This is a genomic window from Geodermatophilus sp. SYSU D00815 (assembly GCF_054050035.1).
Window position 1 is genome coordinate 63362 of record NZ_JBJGYO010000022.1, and the last position, 17201, is coordinate 80562.

Below are 17201 nucleotides of genomic sequence, written 5' to 3' on the forward strand. Positions count from 1 at the left end.
ACGACCGGCTCGGCTCACTCGTCGAGGACGAGCGCCGGGGTGTCGGTGCGCAGGGTCTCGCCGCGGAAGAACTCCGGGTGCCGCGCCCGCCACACGAGCATGAGGACGGCGCCGAGCAGCAGCAGGCCGATCCCGATGACGAAGACGCTGCCGATCCCGAACACCGACGAGCCGCTGCCGTAGGCCGGGTCGAGCGTGTCGACGGCGGTCTGCACGAAGACGGCGGTCAGCATCAGCGCGCCCAGCAGCGGCAGCACCCCCTTGAACACCAGGTCGCGGGCGCTGCGGCGCAGCTCGCGGCGGAAGTACCAGACGCAGGCGTAGGCCGTGAGCCCGTAGTAGAAGCAGATCATCAGCCCGAGCGCGTAGATCGTGTCGATGAGCACGTTCTCGCTGATCAGCGTCATGCCCACGTAGAACACCGCGGTGCCCGCGCCGGCGACCAGGGTCGCGGTCGAGGGCACCAGGTGGCGCGGGTGCACCTCGGCCAGCCGCCGGGGCAGCGCCCCGTAGGTGCCCATCGCCAGCAGCGTGCGGGTGGGCGGCAGGAACGTCGTCTGGAGGGACGACGCCGAGCTGGCCACCACCGCGAGGAAGAGCAGGAACGCCAGGCCGGGGCCGAGCACCGGGCCGGCGAGCGCGGCGAAGACGTTGTCCCCGGTCTCGGGGTTGCCCAGCCCGGTGCCCTCCGTGCCGACGCCGGCGTACATCTGCACCGCGACCGCCACGCCGACGTAGGTCACGATGATCACCAGCATCGTCAGCAGCGCCGCGCGGCCCGGCGTGCGGGCGCTGCCCTCGGTCTCCTCGTTGACCGTCAGGCAGGTGTCCCAGCCCCAGTAGATGAAGATCGACAGCGACAGGCCCGCGGTGAACGCGCTGAACGACGAGACCGCCGTCGGGTCCAGCCACGACGCCTCGAACGAGATGCCGCCCGGCGCGGACCCCGCCCTGGCGAAGGCCAGGACGGCGAACACGGCGAGCACCGCCATCTGGAAGCCGACCAGCACGTACTGCACCCGCTTGGTGGTCTCCACGCCGCGGTAGGTGATCCAGGTGGCGATGGCCACGAACGCCACGCAGGTGACGACGTTGACCGGCTTGTTCCCGCCCAGGTCGGCCACCGTGGCCGAGCCGGTGAGCTCGCCGAGCAGCAGGTAGAAGAAGGAGACGGCGACGCCGGCCAGGTTGGAGAGCACGATGACCGTCGCCAGCAGCGCGCCCCAGCCGCAGAGCCAGCCGACGTAGGGGTGGAACGCCTTCGTCGTCCAGGTGAACGAGGTGCCGCAGTCCGGCGCCACCCGGTTGAGCTCGCGGTAGGCGTAGGCCACCAGCAGCATCGGCACGAAGCCGGCGAGGAACACCGCCGGCATCTGCAGGCCCACCTCGGTCACCGTCGGGCCGAGCGTGGCGGTCAGCGCGTAGACCGGGGCGATGCTGGAGATGCCGAGGACGACGCTGGCCACCAGGCCGACGGAGTTCTTCGACAGGCCCTTGGTGCGGAGGTCGGCCGACGGCGGTGTCGGCGGCGCGTCCAGGGACATGCGGTGTCCTTCCCGAGGAGGCCCCCGCGGCAGGTGTGCCCGGGGTCGCGTCCAGGGAGCCATCCGCCGCCGGGCGTGCCAAGTGCCGCTTCGTCCACCGTCCCGCCGCGCCCGCACCGGACCGGCACTTGTGCGCCCCGCCCGGCCGGTCAGCATCCAACCGACGCGGTGACGACGGAATCGGTTGTCACAGCGAGAGTCCGCTACGGTTTCCGGTAGTTCCACCCGACGACAGGATCAGGCGCATGACCCGCTACGGCGCCCAGTACGGGCCCGACATCACCTACCTCGGCGTCGACCGCTGCGACCTCGGCGACCCGGCGTCCTTCGCCGGCGCCGACGTCGTCATCGTCGGCGCGCCCTTCGACGGCGGCACCTCGCACCGCCCCGGCACCCGGTTCGGTCCCCAGGCCATCCGGATGACCGACTACCTCGCCCACGACGGCTCCCGGCCCAGCCTGGCGCTGCGCACCGACGGGCTCAGGGACCTGCGGGTGCTCGACGCCGGCGACGTCGAGATGTACTCCGGCGACATCGAGACCGCGCTGCCGGCGCTGCGGGAGGCCGTGGCCACCGTCGCCCGGTCGGGGGCGATCCCTGTCGTGCTCGGCGGGGACCACTCGATCGCCTTCCCCGACGCCGCCGGGGTGGCCGACGTCGTCGGGCACGGGCGGGTCTCGATGATCCACTTCGACGCGCACGCCGACACCGGCGACATCGAGTTCGGCTCGCTGTGGGGGCACGGGCAGCCGATGCGCCGGCTGATCGAGTCCGGCGCCCTGCGCGGCGACCGCTTCCTGCAGATCGGCCTGCGCGGCTACTGGCCGCCGCCGGAGACGCTGGACTGGATGGCGGCGCACCGCATGCGCTCGTACGAGATGACCGAGATCGGCCACCGCGGGCTGGAGGAGTGCCTCACCGAGGCCTTCGGCATCGCCACCGACGAGTGCGAGGGCGTCTTCCTCTCCGTCGACATCGACGTCTGCGACCCCGGGCACGCCCCCGGCACCGGCACGCCCGAGCCCGGCGGCCTCACCGCCCGCCAGCTGCTGGACTCGGTGCGCCGGATCTGCCTGGAGCTACCGGTCGTGGGCGTCGACGTCGTCGAGGTGAGCCCGCCCTACGACCACGCCGACATCACCGCCGCGCTGGCCAACCGGGTCGTGCTGGAGGTTCTGTCGGCGATCGCCCGCCGCCGGCGCGACGCCCGCGACGGCACCCGCTGGGACCCCTCGCTCCCCCTGCTCGCCGACCGCCCGCTCCCGGAGGAGAACCGATGACCGCGCACCCGCTCGACCCGCTGTCCGCCGACGAGTTCCGCGCCGCCGCGGCGATCCTGCGCCGCGACCGGGGCGTCGACGAGCGCTGGCGCTTCGCCGCCATCGAGCTGCGCGAGCCGGCCAAGGACGTCGTCCGGTCCTTCACCCCCGGTGACCCGGTCCGCCGCGAGGCGCGGGTGACCTGCTGGAGCCGCGACGAGGGCACCCCCTACAAGGCGGTCGTCTCGCTCACCGACGACGCCGTCCTGTCGTGGGAGGCGGTGCCCGGCGAGCAGGCCAACATGACCGTCGACGAGTGGCACGAGGCGCACGAGACGCTCATCAAGCACCCCGAGGTCGTCGAGGCGCTGGCCAAGCGCGGCATCACCGACCTCGACCTGGTGCTCATCGACACCTGGGCGTACGGCCACTCGCTCATCCCGCAGGGCCTGCAGGACCGCCGGGTCGGCTGGACCGACGTCTGGTACCGGTCCACCCCCGACGGCAACCCCTACGCCAACCCGGTGATGGGCCTGCACTTCGTCGTCGACCTCAACACCATGGAGCTGCTGCGCGTCGAGGACACCCCGCCGCCGGCCAAGGCCGACGCCATGGGCGAGTACGTGCCGGCGCTGGTGCCCGGGTTGACCCAGCGCAGCGACATCAAGCCGCTGGAGATCACCCAGCCGGAGGGCGGCTCGTTCACCCTCGACGGCAACGAGCTGCGCTGGCTGGACTGGTCGATGCGGCTCGGCTTCAACTACCGCGAGGGCCTGGTGATCCACCGGGTCGGCTTCGACGGCCGCCCGATCGCCCACCGCCTGTCGTTCGCCGAGATGGTCGTGCCCTACCGCGACCCCAGCCCCGACCACCACCGCCGCACCGCGTTCGACGTCGGCGAGTGGGGCCTGGGCTTCATGACGACGTCTCTGGAGCTCGGCTGCGACTGCCTCGGCGAGATCACCTACGTCGACGCCGTCCTGCACGACAGCCGCGGCGAGCCGTACACGATCAAGAACGCCATCTGCCTGCACGAGGAGGACGACGGCGTGCTGTGGAAGCACGTCGACGAGCACGCCGGCAGCGAGGTGCGCCGGTCGCGGCGGATGGTCGTCTCCTTCCACGCCACCGTGGCCAACTACGAGTACCTGACCTACTGGCGCTTCTACCAGGACGGCACGATCGAGTGCGAGGTGCGCGCCACCGGGATCATGGTGACCAGCACCTTCGACGGCGAGGCCCCGCCGTACGGCACGGTCGTCGACGAGCGCACCTACGCGCCGTACCACCAGCACTTCATCGTCGCCCGCATGGACATGGAGGTCGACGGCCCGGAGAACACGGTGCTGGTCTCGGAGAGCGAGGCCGTGCCGGTCTCCGACGACAACCCGTACGGGCTCGGGCTGGTGCAGCGCAGCCGCGCGCTGGAGACCGAGTCCGACGGCAGGCAGGACTACGACTGGGCCACCCAGCGCACGTGGAAGGTGGTCAACCGCGGCAAGCTCAACCGGCTCGGGACGCCGGTCGGCTACAAGCTGGTGCCCTCGGCGTCGTTCCCGGCGCTGGTCGACCGCAGCTCCCCGATCCTGCAGCGCGCCGAGGTCATCGACCACACGCTGTGGGTGACGGCGTTCGACGAGGAGGAGCGCTGGCCCTCCGGCGAGTTCGTGAACCAGAGCCGCCGGGACGCCGGCCTGCCGGAGTGGACGAAGGCCGACCGGCCGATCGCCGACACCGACATCGTGCTGTGGCACGTGTTCGGCATCCACCACATCCCGCGGCCGGAGGACTGGCCGGTGATGCCGGTCGACGTCGTGTCGTTCTCGCTCAAGCCGGTCGGCTTCTTCGACCGCAACCCCACCCTCGACGTCCCCCCGACCGCGGCCAAGCACTGCCACTGAGCCGGGCTTTCGGTACAGGAAGCACCTCGGGTCCGGGTGCTTCCTGTACCGAAAACGCGCCGGGCCTCGGGGCTTCGGTACCGAAAGCACCTAGGCGCCGGGCGGGTGGAGGGCGATCCAGAGCTCGGCGCGGGCGCCGGGGTCGTCGAGGTCGCGGCCGAGCAGCGCGGCGGCGCGGTGCACCCGCTTGCGCAGGGTGTGCCGGTGCACCCCCAGCTGCGCCGCGGCCGGCTCCCACTGGCCGTGGTGGGCCAGCCAGACCCGCACCGAGTGCACGAGGTCGCCGGCGCCGGCGCGGTCGGCGGCCACGAGCGGGGCGAGCAGGGAGTCGGCGAAGGCGCGGGTCGCCGTCGGCTCCAGCAGCGCCGCCAGGCCGGGCAGGGCGAGGTCGGCGAAGGCGACGACGCCGGGCGCGCGCCCGCGGCCGTGCTCGGCGGCCTGCCGGGCCTGCCGCACGCCGTCGGCCAGCGCCGACCAGCCGACCGGCCGGGACGACCCCAGCGCCGCCCCCGGCACCCGGGCGGCCAGCGCACCGAGCCGCTCCGGCAGCGGCCCGCCGGCCGACACCAGCAGCACCAGCGCGTCGTCGAGCTCGGCGGAGAACAGCGCCGCGCGCTCGTGCGCCGCGGCGTCGGCGGCGACGTCGACGGCGGCGGAGCGTTGCTCGCCGCTCCCGAGGACGGCGAGGACGTGCAGCGGTTCGGCGGGCAGCTGCTGGCCGAGCTCGTCGACGACCGCCGACACCGTGCGCTCCTCCCCCGCCAGCAGCAGCCGCAGCAGCGCGGCCCGCAGCGCCGCCATCGCGCTGTCGAGCCCGCGGGACTGCTCCATGCGCAGCGTGAGCAGCAGCGCCGCGGCGTTGACCACGTGCCGGTCGGCCGGCGGCAGCGGGCCGGTGCGGCCGACCGCCAGGAACCCGCGGGTGCGCGCGCCGCTGCCCAGCGACTGCACCAGCAGGGTCTCCTCCGGCCCCGACAGCGCCGCGCTGGCCGGGGCCCGCATCCCGCGCAGCCGGTCAAGCTCCGCCTGCAGGCCCGGCCCGCGCCGCGCGGCCGCCGCCGGGAAGGCCTCCAGCGGCGCACCGGCGGTGTCCAGCAGCAGCGCCCAGCCGCCGACCGCGCGGGTCAGCCGCTCCAGCAGCGCCGCCGGGCCGCCGGGGGCGAGCGCGGCCCGGGTGAGCTCCTGCTGCGCCGCCGCCGCGCGGGCGACCGCGGCGTACTCGTCGGCGGCGAGCGCGGCCGAGACGCTGCGCGAGAGCGCGATGAACGGCGTCCCCCGCGGCACCTCGACCACCGGCAGCCCGCCGGCGACGGCGGCGTCGACCAACGGCGGGAGGACGGCGTCCTGGCCCAGGCCGGTGCCGAAGCCCAGCGCGGCGACCCCGGCGCCGACCAGCCGGCGCACGTACGGGCCGGCCGGCTCGCCGTCGCGCAGCGCCAGGCCGGTGGTGAGCAGCAGCTCGCCGCCCTCGAGGAACGGGGCGGGGTCGGCCAGCTCGCTCACGTGCACCCACGACAGGGGGCGGTCCACCGGCGCGCCGGCGGTGTGCAGGCGCAGGCCCAGCGAGGGCTGGGCGAGCAGATCGGCGACGGTGACCGGCACGGCGACTCCTGTGGACACGGGCGTGCCGGAGTGGACATCCACGGGCGGCCGGCGCGCCGGTCCGGACAGTACCTGCGCGGCCCGACGCGGCCGAGACTCGGCGGCGGAACGTCCCCCCGTCGAGACGAGGAGCCCCCGTGACCGACCTGCTCGCACCCCCGTCGACGCCGGCCCAGGTGCGCCGGCTGGTCACCGAGGTCCCCGGGCCCCGCTCGCGGGAGCTCATGGCCCGCCGGGCCGCCGCGGTCTCCGGCGGCGTCGGCACCACGCTGCCGGTCTTCGTCGAGCGGGCCGGCGGCGGCGTGGTCGTGGACGTCGACGGCAACTCGCTGATCGACCTCGGCGCGGGCATCGCCGTGGTCAACGTCGGCAACGCCGCCCCGCGCGTGGTCGCCGCCGTCCAGGAGCAGGTCGCGGCGTTCACGCACACCTGCTTCATGGTCACGCCGTACGAGGGCTACGTCGCCGTCGCCGAGGAGCTCGCCCGGGTCACCCCCGGCGACCACGAGAAGCGCTCGGCGCTGTTCAACTCCGGCTCCGAGGCGGTGGAGAACGCGGTGAAGATCGCCCGCGTGGCCACCGGCCGCTCGGCGGTCGTCGTCTTCGACCACGCCTACCACGGCCGCACCAACCTCACGATGGCGCTGACCGCGAAGAACATGCCCTACAAGCGCGGGTTCGGGCCGTTCGCGCCCGAGGTCTACCGGGTGCCGATGAGCTACCCGTTCCGCGACCCCGAGGGCATGACCGGCGCCGAGGCCGCCGCCCGCGCGATCCGGCAGATCGAGACCCAGGTCGGGGCGGCCGACGTCGCCGCCGTGCTCGTCGAGCCGATCCAGGGCGAGGGCGGCTTCGTCGTCCCGGCCCCCGGCTTCCTGCCCGCGGTCGCGGACTGGGCGCGGCAGGCCGGCGCGGTGTTCATCGCCGACGAGGTGCAGACCGGCTTCTGCCGCACCGGCGACTGGTTCGCCAGCGAGCACGAGGGCGTCGTGCCCGACCTGGTCACCCTGGCCAAGGGCATGGCCGGCGGCCTGCCGCTGTCCGCCGTCACCGGCCGCGCCGAGCTGATGGACGCCGTCCACACCGGCGGGCTCGGCGGCACCTACGGCGGCAACCCGCTCGCCTGCGCCGCCGCGCTGGCCTCGATCGAGACCATGCGCGAGCTCGACCTCGCCGGCGCCGCCCGGGCGATCGAGGCGACGATGGTGCCCCGGCTGCGCGCGCTGCAGGAGCGCTTCCCCGCCATCGGCGACGTCCGCGGCCGCGGCGCCATGATCGCCGTCGAGCTCGTGAAGCCGGGCACCACCGAGCCCGACCCGGCGCTCACCGCGGCCGTGGCCAAGCGCTGCCACGCCGAGGGCGTCGTCGTCCTCACCGCGGGCACGTTCGGCAACGTGCTGCGCTTCCTGCCGCCGCTGGTCATCGGGCAGGACCTGCTCACCGAGGCCCTCGACGTGCTCGAGGCCGCGTTCGCCGCGACGGCATGACCGCCGCCCCGGCGCGCGACCGGGTCCGGCTCCGCCCGGCGTCCGCCGGGGCCGGGCCGCTGGTCGGTGCGGTCGTCGAGTGGCCCGGCCCGCGGCCGCTGCTGGCCGACGTCGTCCCCGTCTTCGAACGGCTCGGCGTCCGCGTCGCCGACGCGCGGCCGCACGGGGGGACGGCGACGGAGCTGGACCTGCTGCTGCCCGCCGACGCCGCGCCCGAGCCGGCGCTGGCCGCGCTGGACGAGGCCCTGGCCGCGGCGTGGGCCGGGGAGACCGAGCTCGACGGCCTCGCCCGGCTGACCGTGACCGAGGGCCTGCCGGTGCTCCAGGTGGGCGTGCTCCGCGCGGCCTGCCGCTACCTGGCCCAGACCGGCAGCGCCCTGTCCCGCGGCTACATCGAGCGGACCGTGCTGGGTGCGCCGCGGTTCGCTCGAGCGCTGGTGCGGCGGTTCACCGCCCGGCACGACCCCGACGGCCTCGACCCCGCGGTCGCCACCGCGGCCGGCGACGAGCTCGACGCGCTGCTGGCCGCGACGACGAGCCTCGACCAGGACCGCATCCTGCGCGGGCTGCGCGACGTCCTCGACGCCGTCGTCCGCACCAACGCCTTCCGGGACCCGGCCGGCCGCCCGCCCGCGCAGCTCGCGCTCAAGATCGCCTCGCCCCGGCTGGCCTTCCTGCCGGCGCCGCGGCCGTGGGTCGAGACGTTCGTGCACTCCCCCGCCGTCGAGGGCCTGCACCTGCGCGGCGGACCGGTGGCGCACGGCGGCATCCGCTGGTCGGACCGCCCCGAGGACTTCCGCACCGAGGTGCTCGGCCTGCTCAAGGCGCAGCTGGTCAAGAACGCGGTGATCGTGCCGGCCGGGGCCAAGGGCGCGTTCGTCGTCCGGCAGGGCTCGGTGGAGGCGGCGTACCGGTCGTTCGTCTCCGGGCTGCTCGACGTCACCGACGACCGGGTGGACGGGCGGGTCGTGCACCCGCCGCGCACCGTGGTGCTCGACGGGGACGACCCCTACCTCGTCGTCGCCGCCGACAAGGGCACGGCCACGTTCTCCGACCTGGCCAACGCGCTCGCGGTCGAGCGCGGGTTCTGGCTCGGCGACGCCTTCGCCTCCGGCGGGTCGGCCGGCTACGACCACAAGGCCATGGGCATCACCGCCCGCGGGGCCTGGGTGTCGGTCCGCCGCTCCCTGCGCGAGCTCGGGGTGGACGTCGACGCCGACGAGGTGACCGCCGTCGGCATCGGCGACATGTCCGGCGACGTGTTCGGCAACGGCATGCTGCTGTCGGACCGCCTGCGGCTGGTCGCCGCCTTCGACCACCGGCACGTGTTCCTCGACCCCGACCCCGACCCGGCGGCCTCCTTCGCCGAGCGCCGCCGGCTGGCCGCGCTGCCCGGCTCCTCGTGGGCCGACTACGACCCCGCCGCCCTCTCCCCCGGCGGCGGCGTGCACCGGCGCGACGCCAAGGTGGTGCCGCTCTCCCCCGAGGTGCGCCGCCGCCTGGGTGTCGAGGCGGCCGAGCTGACGCCGGACGAGGTCGTGCGGGCGGTGCTGCGGGCGCCGGTCGACCTGCTCTGGAACGGCGGGATCGGCACGTACGTCCGTGCCGACGACGAGACCGACGCCGAGGTCGGCGACCGGGCCGGCGACCGGGTGCGGGTGACGGCGGGGACGCTGCGCTGCCGGGTGATCGGCGAGGGCGGCAACCTGGGGCTGACCCAGCGCGCCCGCGTCGCGGCCGCGCGCGCCGGGGTGCGGGTGCACACCGACTTCATCGACAACTCGGCCGGGGTCGACACCAGCGACCGCGAGGTCAACCTCAAGATCCTGCTGGCCGGGCCGGTGCGCGACGGCGAGCTCTCCGGCGCCCAGCGCGACGCCCTGCTGCGCGAGCTCACCGGCGAGGTGGCCGCGGCGGTGCTCGCCGACAACGCCCACCAGGCCCGCGCGCTGACCGTCTGCGCCGACCAGGCGCCCTTCCTGCTCGACCGGCACGCCGCGCTGATCCGCGACCTGGAGCAGCAGGCCGGCCTCGACCGCGACCTCGAGCACCTGCCGTCGGAGGCCGACATCGAGCGGCTGCGCGCGGCCGGCGGCGGGCTGACCCGGCCGGAGGCGGCGGTGCTGCTCGCCTACTCGAAGAACCTGGTGCGCGAGGAGCTGCTGGGCAGCGACGTGCCCGACGACCCGGCCCTGCGCGAGGTGCTGCTGCGCTACTTCCCGCGGGCGGTGCGCGAGCGCTGGCCCGACCGGATCGCCGCCCACCCGCTGGCCCGCGAGATCACCGCCACCCAGCTGGCGAACGACCTGCTCAACCGGGTCGGGCCGGGGTTCCTGCACCGGCTGGAGGAGCGGCACGGCGTGGGGACGCCGGTCGCGGCACGGGCGTTCGCCGCCGCCGAGCAGGTCCTCGGCCTGGACCCGGTGTGGGCGCTGCTCGACGACGACGTGCCACCGGCGGTCGAGCGGCTCGCGCTGCCGGAGGTGCAGCGGGTCACCGAGCGGGTGGCCGACCGGCTGCTGCGCCGGCACCCCGACCCGGCGGCGCTCACCGCGGCCGTCCCCGCGCTGGCGGCCCTCGTGGCCGGCGTGCACGGCGTCGACCGGGCGTCGGCGCGGCAGCTGCGCAGCGCCGGAGCCCGCGCGGAGCTGGCCGACCTCGTCGCCGCGCTCGGGCGCCGGGCCGACGCGGTGGACCTCGCCGACGTCGTCGGGCGCAGCGGGCTCCCGGTGTGCGCCGTCCTCGCCCGGCACCGCGCCCTCGGCCGCGCGCTGGGGCTCGACCGGGTCCCGGCCGCGGACGCGCCCGGCGACTCGTCCTGGGTGCTGGCCGCGAAGGCCGCGCTGCGGGAGGGGTGCGGTGAGCACGCCCGCGCGCTGACCGGCGCGCTGCTGGCCGCGGGCGGCGACGTGGAGCGGTTCCTCACCGCGCACGCGACCGCGGTCGCCCGGTTCGCCGCCGTCCGCGACGCCGCCGTGACGGCCCGGGAGGACGCCGTCGCCCTGCTCGCCGTGCTCGCCGGGGAGCTGTCCCGGCTGCGGCGGTCGGCGGCCTGATCGGCGCCGCCGAGGGGCTTTCGGTACCGGAAGCCCCGTGGCGGCGGGGGCTTTCGGTACCGGAAGCCCGGTGGGTCAGAGGTCGATGCCGGTGAGGACCAGGACGCGCTCCTCGGTGAGGTCCTCCATGGCGGCGTGCACGCCCTCGCGGCCGGTGCCGGAGTCCTTGAGCCCGCCGTAGGGCATCTGGTCGGCGCGGAAGCTGGGGACGTCGCCGACCACCACGCCGCCGACCTCCAGCTCGCGGGCGGCGCGGAAGGCCAGCTGCAGGTCGCGGGTGAAGACGCCGGCCTGCAGGCCGAAGCGGCTGTCGTTCACCCGGGCGAACGCCTCGTCCACGGAGTCGACGACGTCGAGGACGACGACCGGCCCGAACACCTCCTCGCGGGCCACCCTGGCGTCGGTCGGGACGCCGGTGAGCACGGTGGGCGCGTACGCGGCGCCGTCGCGGGTGCCGCCGGTGAGCACGGTGGCGCCGGCGGCGACCGCCTCCTCGACCCAGCTCTCCACCCGGCGGGCGGCGGCCTCGTCGATCAGCGGGCCGACGTCGGTGGCGGCGTCGGTGGGCTCGCCGGTGACCAGCTTGCGCACCGCCTCGACCACGCGGTCGGTGAGCACCTCGGCCACGTCGCGGTGGGCGAACACCCGCTGCACGGAGATGCAGGACTGCCCGGCCTGGTACATCGCGAACGTCGCGATCCGGGAGGCGGCGTGCGCCAGCGCGTCGTCGTCCTGGTCGGGGGCGACGACGACGGCGGCGTTGCCGCCCAGCTCCAGCGTGACGTGCTTGCGCGGGACGGCGTCGCGGATGGACCAGCCCACCGGCACCGACCCGGTGAAGGAGACGACCGGCAGCCGCGGGTCGCGGACCAGCTCGGCGGCGGCCTCGTTGGTCACCGGCAGCACCGACCAGGCGCCGGCGGGCAGGTCGGTCGCGGCCAGGACCTCCCCGAGCAGGAGCGCCGAGAGCGGGGTGGCGGGGGCGGGCTTGAGCACGATCGGCGCGCCCACCGCGATCGCCGGGGCGACCTTGTGGGCGACCAGGTTGAGCGGGAAGTTGAACGGGGCGATGCCCAGCACCGGCCCCCGCGGGGCGCGCCGGACGAGGGCCAGCCGGCCGGTGGCGGTGGGGTCGGTGTCCAGCCGCTGCAGCGAACCCGACCAGCGGCGCGCCTCCTCGGCACCCCAGCGGAAGGTCGACACCGCGCGGGCCACCTCCAGCCGGGCCCACTTCAGCGGCTTGCCCGACTCCGCGGTGATCAGCGCGGCGACCTCCTCGGCGCGTTCGGCGAGCCGGCGGGAGACGTGGTCCAGCGCCGAGGCGCGGACGTGCGCCGGGGTGGCGGCGCAGGCGGCCCGGGCCGCGTGCGCCGCGGCCACCGCGGCCTCGACGTCCTCGGTGCTCGCCAGAGTGGTCCGGCCGGCCACCCGGCCGTCGTGCGGCGAGGTGACCTCGAGGACGTCGGCGCCGGTCGCGGGCGCGCCGGCGACCCAGTACGGGAGAGTCGACATGGGGCGACACTCCCCGACCGGGAGGGCGCTGGGGAGGTGCCGGTCCGGACACCCGGACCTCCGCAGGGCGCCCCACCGGCGCGACCTGGTCGCCCCGCCCGACCGGCGGGAGCGGGCGTCCGGCGCACCGGTCCGGCACCGTCCCTTTCCCTCCGCGCCATCGGCTGTTAGCGTCCCCGGCCAACCGGGAGACCGGTCTCTGCGCGAGTGGAGACCGGTCTCCGCACAACCGAGAGGACGGGCATGCACGGGTTCGACCAGGCGCGGTACGAGACGGTGATCGGCGGTGCGGTGGCGTTGCGCCCCCGGATCGAGCACCTGGCCCGGGACGTCGTCGCCGCCGACCCCGACGTGCTGTTCCTCGTGGGCTCGGGCGGCTCGTACGCCGCCTTCTGGCCGTACGAGTACACGCTGAGCACCCGGTCGACCCTGCCGGTGCGCTCCGTCATCGCCGCCGAGCTCGTCGCCGCCGGCCACCGACAGCTGACCGACCGCTCCGTCGTCCTGCTGTCGTCGCTGTCGGGCACCACGCCCGAGACCGTCGCGGCCGCGCACCACTGCCGCGAGCGCGGGGTGCGGACCGTCGCGATGACCGGCGACCCCGACTCGCCGCTCGCGCGGGCGGCCGACGTCGTGCTGGTCAACCCCGCCGACGACGAGACCGCCTCGGAGTCGTACGACATCCAGCTCACGCTGCTGACCGGCGCGATCCTGCACGCGCGCGGCGAGTTCGACGCCTACCCGCGCCTCGCCGCGCAGCTGGACGGGATCGGCGCCGTGCTCCGCGGCGTCCAGGAGCAGGCCGACCCGGTGGCGGCCGCCTTCGCGGACAAGCACGCCGCGACCGACTACCACATGCTGGTCGGCAGCGGGCCGCTGTGGGGATTCACCTACAACTACTCGATGTGCATCCTCGAGGAGATGCAGTGGCTGCGCACCACGCGCGTCCACGGGGCCGAGTTCTTCCACGGCTCGCTGGAGCTGGTCGAGCCCGACACCAGCATCCTGCTGTTCATCGGCGAGGACGAGACCCGGCCGCTCATGCAGCGGGTGCGCGCCTTCGCCGAGCGCTACAGCAGCCAGGTGACCGTGTTCGACGTCGCCGACCACGCGCTGCCGGGCATCGACCCGGAGTTCCGCGGCCTGCTCGGCCCGCTGGTGATGGACTCGGTGACGATCCGGCTGTCCAAGCACCTGGAGCGCGCCCGCAACCACCCGCTGGACCTGCGGCGCTACTACCGCGTCGTGGAGTACTGACCCGTGCCGGTCAGGGCGGACGTCGCTGTCGCGCCGTCGGGGACCCGGCCGCGCGTCGTCGGCTTCGGCGACAACGTGGTCGACCGGTTCCTCGACCGGCGGGTCCTCTACCCGGGCGGCAACAGCGTCAACTTCGCCGTCTTCGCCTCCCGCCTGGGCGCCGAGGCGGCCTACCTCGGCGTGTTCGGCACCGACGACCTCGCGGCGCACGTGCGCGGCTCCCTCGACGACCTCGGCATCGCGCTCGACCGCTGCCAGGTCAAGGACGGCGAGACCGGCTGGTGCGACGTGACGGTCGTCGACGGCGACCGCGTGTTCGGCGACTGGAACGAGGGCGGGGTGACCACCGCCGACCCCTTCGTCCTGGCCGGTGACGACCTCGCCTACCTGAGCCGGTTCGACCTGGTCCACTCCGGCGTCTACGGCGGGGTGGCCGACGAGCTGTTCCTGCTGCGCTCCCTGCCGGCGCTGGTCTCCTTCGACTTCTCGGACGAGGACGAGTTCCGCACCGCGGAACACCTCGACCGGGTCTGCCCGCACGTCGACCTGGCGGTCTTCTCGTGCGAGCACCTGAGCGCCGCGGACACCGAGGCGCTGGTCCGCGACGTGCACCGGCGCGGGGTCGGGCTGGTCCTGGCCACCCGGGGCCTGCAGGGCTCCGTCCTGTTCGACGGCCGCGCGCTCCGGCACGGCGCGGCCGAGACCGTCGACCCGGTCGACACCATGGGATGCGGCGACGCGTTCTCGACGGCCTTCGCGGTCGCCTGCCTCGAGCGGGGCTGGCGCCGCGACCGGCTCCCCTCCCCGGCAGCCCTGGAGGAGGCACTGGCGGTCGCGGCGCGCTTCGCGGCCGACCAGTGCCTCGTCGAGGGCGCCTTCGGCTACGGCAAGGAGTTCTGAGCATGAGCGAGCAGGTGGTCGCCGAGGCCGTCGTCCCCTCCGCGGAGGCCGGGCCGTCGGCCGCGGGCCCCCGTCGGGCGGCGGTCGTGCGGTACCGGGACGTCGCGGTGTACGTGGGCCTGGCCGCGGTGTTCGGCCTCGTCGCGGCGGCCGCTCCTCGCGGGGACAGCTGGTACGGGGCGTGGAGCCTGCTGCCGGCCGTCACCCTCTTCCTGTTCATCCTCTCCACGCAGCGGGTGATCGAGGGCTTCCTCTGGGCCTCCGCGCTCGCCCTGTTCATGGTGGAACGCGGCGGGCTGTTCACCGCGTGGGTGGACCGGGTCTACGCCGAGGTCTCCAACACCGACAACCTGTGGCTGCTGCTGCTGCTCCTGTGCATCGGCGGCCTGATCGGGGTGCTCGACCACCTCGGGCTGGCCGCGTCGTTCGCCGAGCGGGTCGCCCGGCTGGCCAGCGGCCGGCGGCGCAGCGCCGGCGTCACGCTCGTCGCCACCGCGCTGCTGAGCAACGACTCGTACCTCTCCAGCTCCGGTGTCGGGGTGTCGATGACACCGGTCAACCGCCGCTTCGGCCTGCCCCGCGCCTACAGCGCGATGCTGATCCGCTCGACCGCCGAGCCCGCCTGCACGCTCAACCCGATCGGCTCCACGCCGGTGCTCGTGGCGGGCCTGCTGGTCACCGCCGGCGCGGCCACGACGGCGACGCAGGTCTCCACCTACGTCGAGCTGATGCCCTACCTGTTCTTCCCGATCGCCGTGGTCGTCGTGGCGGTGCTCGCCGGCGTCGGCGTCCTGCGCCCGCTCGGCGCGATGCGCCGGGAGATGGCCGCCGTGGAGGGGGGCGCGGTCGAGGCGGCCGACGTCGTCGAGCCGGCCGCCGCCGCGCCCGCCGCCCGGCGCCCGCACTGGCTCAACCTGGTGCTGGCGGTCGGCACCGTCGTCGTCGGCACGCTGGTCACCGACGACGTGCAGAAGGGCTTCGTCCTCGCGCTGCTCGTCACCGGGCTGGCGCTCGTCGCCCAGCGCATCGCCACGCCGGCGAGCTACGTGGACGCGGTCGTCGAGGGGATGAAGGGCATCTTCCCGCTCGTCCTGCTCATGGCGATCGCCTTCGTGCTCGTCTCGGGCATCGCCGACCTGCAGTTCTCCGAGTTCGTGATCGAGAACGTCTCCGGCGCGGTGTCCCCGGCCTGGCTGCCGTTCGTCGTCTTCCTCGCCTTCGGCCTGACCGAGGCGATGGTGACGCTGAACTGGAGCCTGTACATCCTGCTGGTCCCGGTCCTGGTGGACCTGTCCGACCAGATCGGCGCCAACCCGCTGGCCGCCGTCGCCGCGCTGCTCAGCGCCGGCACCTGGGGCATCACGACCGCCATCTCCTCCGACGTGGGGCTGCTGACGTCGTCGTCGACGGAGGTGCCGCTGTTCCGGCACTGGATCACCAACCTGCCGTACCAGGTCGTCGCCTTCGTCCTGGCCCTCGCGGGTTACGCCGTGCTCGGCCTGGTGGGAGCCTGACCGGTGGCTAGGGTCCCGACCATGGACGGTGCGACCCCGCAGGGGCCTCCCACCATCGCCGAGGTGGCGCGGGCCGCCGGCGTGGCGAAGGCGACGGCGGGGCGCGTGCTCGGCGGGTACGGCTCGCCGAGCCCCGAGCTGCAGGCCCGCGTGCGGGCCGCCGCGGAGGCCCTGGGCTACCAGCCGAACATGCTGGCCCGGTCGATGTCGACGGGCGTCACCAGGACCCTCGGCGTCGTCGTCGCCGACATCAGCAACTCCTTCTTCGCCGGGGTGGTGCGCGGCATCGCCGACGCCGCCCGCGCGAGGGGCTACGACACGGTGCTGGTGAACACCGACGAGCGGGTCGACCGGGAGCAGGCCGCCGTCCGGGTGCTGCTGGGCAAGCAGGTCGACGGCCTGGTCATCGCCTCGGCGGTGGGCGCGCCGGAGGAGGCGCCGCACCTGGAGGCCGCGCTCGCCCGCGGGATCCCGCTGGTCGCGATCGACCGCAGCCTGGCCCACCTCGACGTCGACGCGGTCGTCGTCGACAACCGCGAGGTCACCCGGCAGGCGGTCGGCGACCTCGTCGCCGCCGGGCACACGCGGATCGCCTTCGCCTGGGGGCCGCTGCACCCGCGGCGGCCGGCCGGCCGCGAGGAGCTGCTGGCCGGGGCCGGCGCCGAGCTGTCGACCGGCGGCGCGCGCCTGCTGGGCTACCTCGACGCACTCGACGCGGCGGGCATCGGGCTGGACCCGGCGCTGGTCACCACCGGCGTCGAGACGCTCGAGGCCACCACGGCCGCCCTGCGCGCGATGCTCGAGCGGCCCGACCCGCCGACGGCGGTGTTCGCCACCGAGACCGACGCCCTGCTCGGGGCGCTGCAGGCCGCCCGGGCGCTCGGCCTGCGGGTGCCCGGGGAGGTCTCCCTCGTCGGCTTCGACGACAGCCCCTGGGCAGCGGTCATGCAGCCGCCGATCACCGTGGTCGAGCAACCGGTGCAGGAGCTCGGCGAGGCCGCGGCCCGCCGGCTGATCCGGCGCATCGAGGGCTTCACCGGCCCCGCGGAGACCACCGTCCTCGGCGCGGGGGGGGGGGGGGGGGGGGGGGGGGGCGCCCCCCCCCCCCGGCGGCGGCGCCCACCCCCCCCCACCCCCCCCAGCCCGCCCCCCCCCGCCCCACCCCCCCC

Annotated in this window: 11 protein-coding genes; 8 read left to right on the forward strand and 3 right to left on the reverse strand. The window is 75.3% G+C overall.

The window, feature by feature from the left end; all coding sequences use genetic code 11:
* Positions 1-14: 14 nt before the first annotated feature.
* Positions 15-1544 carry an APC family permease gene (locus ACI78S_RS19835; RefSeq protein ID WP_456976523.1) on the reverse strand — a complete coding sequence of 510 codons (1530 nt, stop codon included), beginning with the start codon at positions 1542-1544 and terminating at the stop codon, positions 15-17.
* 245 nt (positions 1545-1789) lie between these two features.
* Here ACI78S_RS19835 and speB point away from each other — a divergent pair, with 245 nt between their 5' ends.
* A complete protein-coding gene (gene speB / locus ACI78S_RS19840; RefSeq protein WP_456976525.1) occupies positions 1790-2824 on the forward strand; it encodes an agmatinase in 1035 nt (344 codons plus the stop codon).
* On the forward strand, positions 2821-4704 hold the full coding sequence (locus tag ACI78S_RS19845) for a primary-amine oxidase (protein WP_456976527.1): 1884 nt from the start codon (positions 2821-2823) through the stop codon (positions 4702-4704). Before speB ends, ACI78S_RS19845 begins: the two co-directional genes overlap by 4 nt.
* Positions 4705-4794: 90 nt before the next feature.
* Here the strand turns inward: ACI78S_RS19845 and ACI78S_RS19850 are convergent, their stop codons facing one another.
* Positions 4795-6306, reverse strand: coding sequence for a PucR family transcriptional regulator (locus ACI78S_RS19850; protein WP_456976529.1), 1512 nt, complete (start codon positions 6304-6306; stop codon positions 4795-4797).
* Between the two features lie 137 nt (positions 6307-6443).
* Between ACI78S_RS19850 and gabT the strand changes: the two genes are divergently transcribed.
* Positions 6444-7793 (forward strand): 4-aminobutyrate--2-oxoglutarate transaminase, encoded by a 1350-nt coding sequence (gene gabT, locus ACI78S_RS19855; RefSeq protein ID WP_456976531.1) that lies wholly within the window; start codon positions 6444-6446, stop codon positions 7791-7793.
* Positions 7790-10849 carry an NAD-glutamate dehydrogenase domain-containing protein gene (locus tag ACI78S_RS19860; RefSeq protein ID WP_456976533.1) on the forward strand — a complete coding sequence of 1020 codons (3060 nt, stop codon included), beginning with the start codon at positions 7790-7792 and terminating at the stop codon, positions 10847-10849. Before gabT ends, ACI78S_RS19860 begins: the two co-directional genes overlap by 4 nt.
* A gap of 75 nt (positions 10850-10924) precedes the next feature.
* On the opposite strand, the gene ACI78S_RS19865 is transcribed toward ACI78S_RS19860, so the two are convergent.
* Positions 10925-12361, reverse strand: a complete 1437-nt coding sequence (locus ACI78S_RS19865) for an aldehyde dehydrogenase family protein (RefSeq protein WP_456976535.1) — start codon at positions 12359-12361, stop codon at positions 10925-10927.
* A gap of 243 nt (positions 12362-12604) precedes the next feature.
* On the opposite strand from ACI78S_RS19865, the gene ACI78S_RS19870 reads away from it, so the two are divergent.
* The 4 genes from ACI78S_RS19870 to ACI78S_RS19885 form a co-directional block, all read left to right on the forward strand.
* The gene (locus ACI78S_RS19870; protein WP_456976537.1) at positions 12605-13618 is read left to right on the forward strand and encodes an SIS domain-containing protein; all 1014 of its coding nucleotides are present in this window, start codon (positions 12605-12607) and stop codon (positions 13616-13618) included.
* Between the two features lie 3 nt (positions 13619-13621).
* The gene (locus ACI78S_RS19875) at positions 13622-14518 is read left to right on the forward strand and encodes a PfkB family carbohydrate kinase (protein ID WP_456976539.1); all 897 of its coding nucleotides are present in this window, start codon (positions 13622-13624) and stop codon (positions 14516-14518) included.
* Between the two features lie 2 nt (positions 14519-14520).
* Positions 14521-16032, forward strand: a complete 1512-nt coding sequence (locus ACI78S_RS19880; RefSeq protein ID WP_456976541.1) for a Na+/H+ antiporter NhaC family protein — start codon at positions 14521-14523, stop codon at positions 16030-16032.
* 21 nt (positions 16033-16053) lie between these two features.
* A partial coding sequence (locus ACI78S_RS19885; RefSeq protein ID WP_456976543.1) for a LacI family DNA-binding transcriptional regulator occupies positions 16054-17201 on the forward strand: 1148 nt, incomplete at its 3' end.

What these genes read in the sequence shown, in the direction of transcription:
- ACI78S_RS19865 (WP_456976535.1), bottom strand. Translation starts at nt 12,361, where the DNA reads ATGTCGACTCTCCCGTACTGGGTCGCCGGCGCGCCCGCGACCGGCGCC.
- ACI78S_RS19845 (WP_456976527.1), top strand. Translation starts at nt 2,821, where the DNA reads ATGACCGCGCACCCGCTCGACCCGCTGTCCGCCGACGAGTTCCGCGCC.
- ACI78S_RS19835 (WP_456976523.1), bottom strand. Translation starts at nt 1,544, where the DNA reads ATGTCCCTGGACGCGCCGCCGACACCGCCGTCGGCCGACCTCCGCACC.
- ACI78S_RS19880 (WP_456976541.1), top strand. Translation starts at nt 14,521, where the DNA reads ATGAGCGAGCAGGTGGTCGCCGAGGCCGTCGTCCCCTCCGCGGAGGCC.
- speB (WP_456976525.1), top strand. Translation starts at nt 1,790, where the DNA reads ATGACCCGCTACGGCGCCCAGTACGGGCCCGACATCACCTACCTCGGC.
- ACI78S_RS19860 (WP_456976533.1), top strand. Translation starts at nt 7,790, where the DNA reads ATGACCGCCGCCCCGGCGCGCGACCGGGTCCGGCTCCGCCCGGCGTCC.
- ACI78S_RS19870 (WP_456976537.1), top strand. Translation starts at nt 12,605, where the DNA reads ATGCACGGGTTCGACCAGGCGCGGTACGAGACGGTGATCGGCGGTGCG.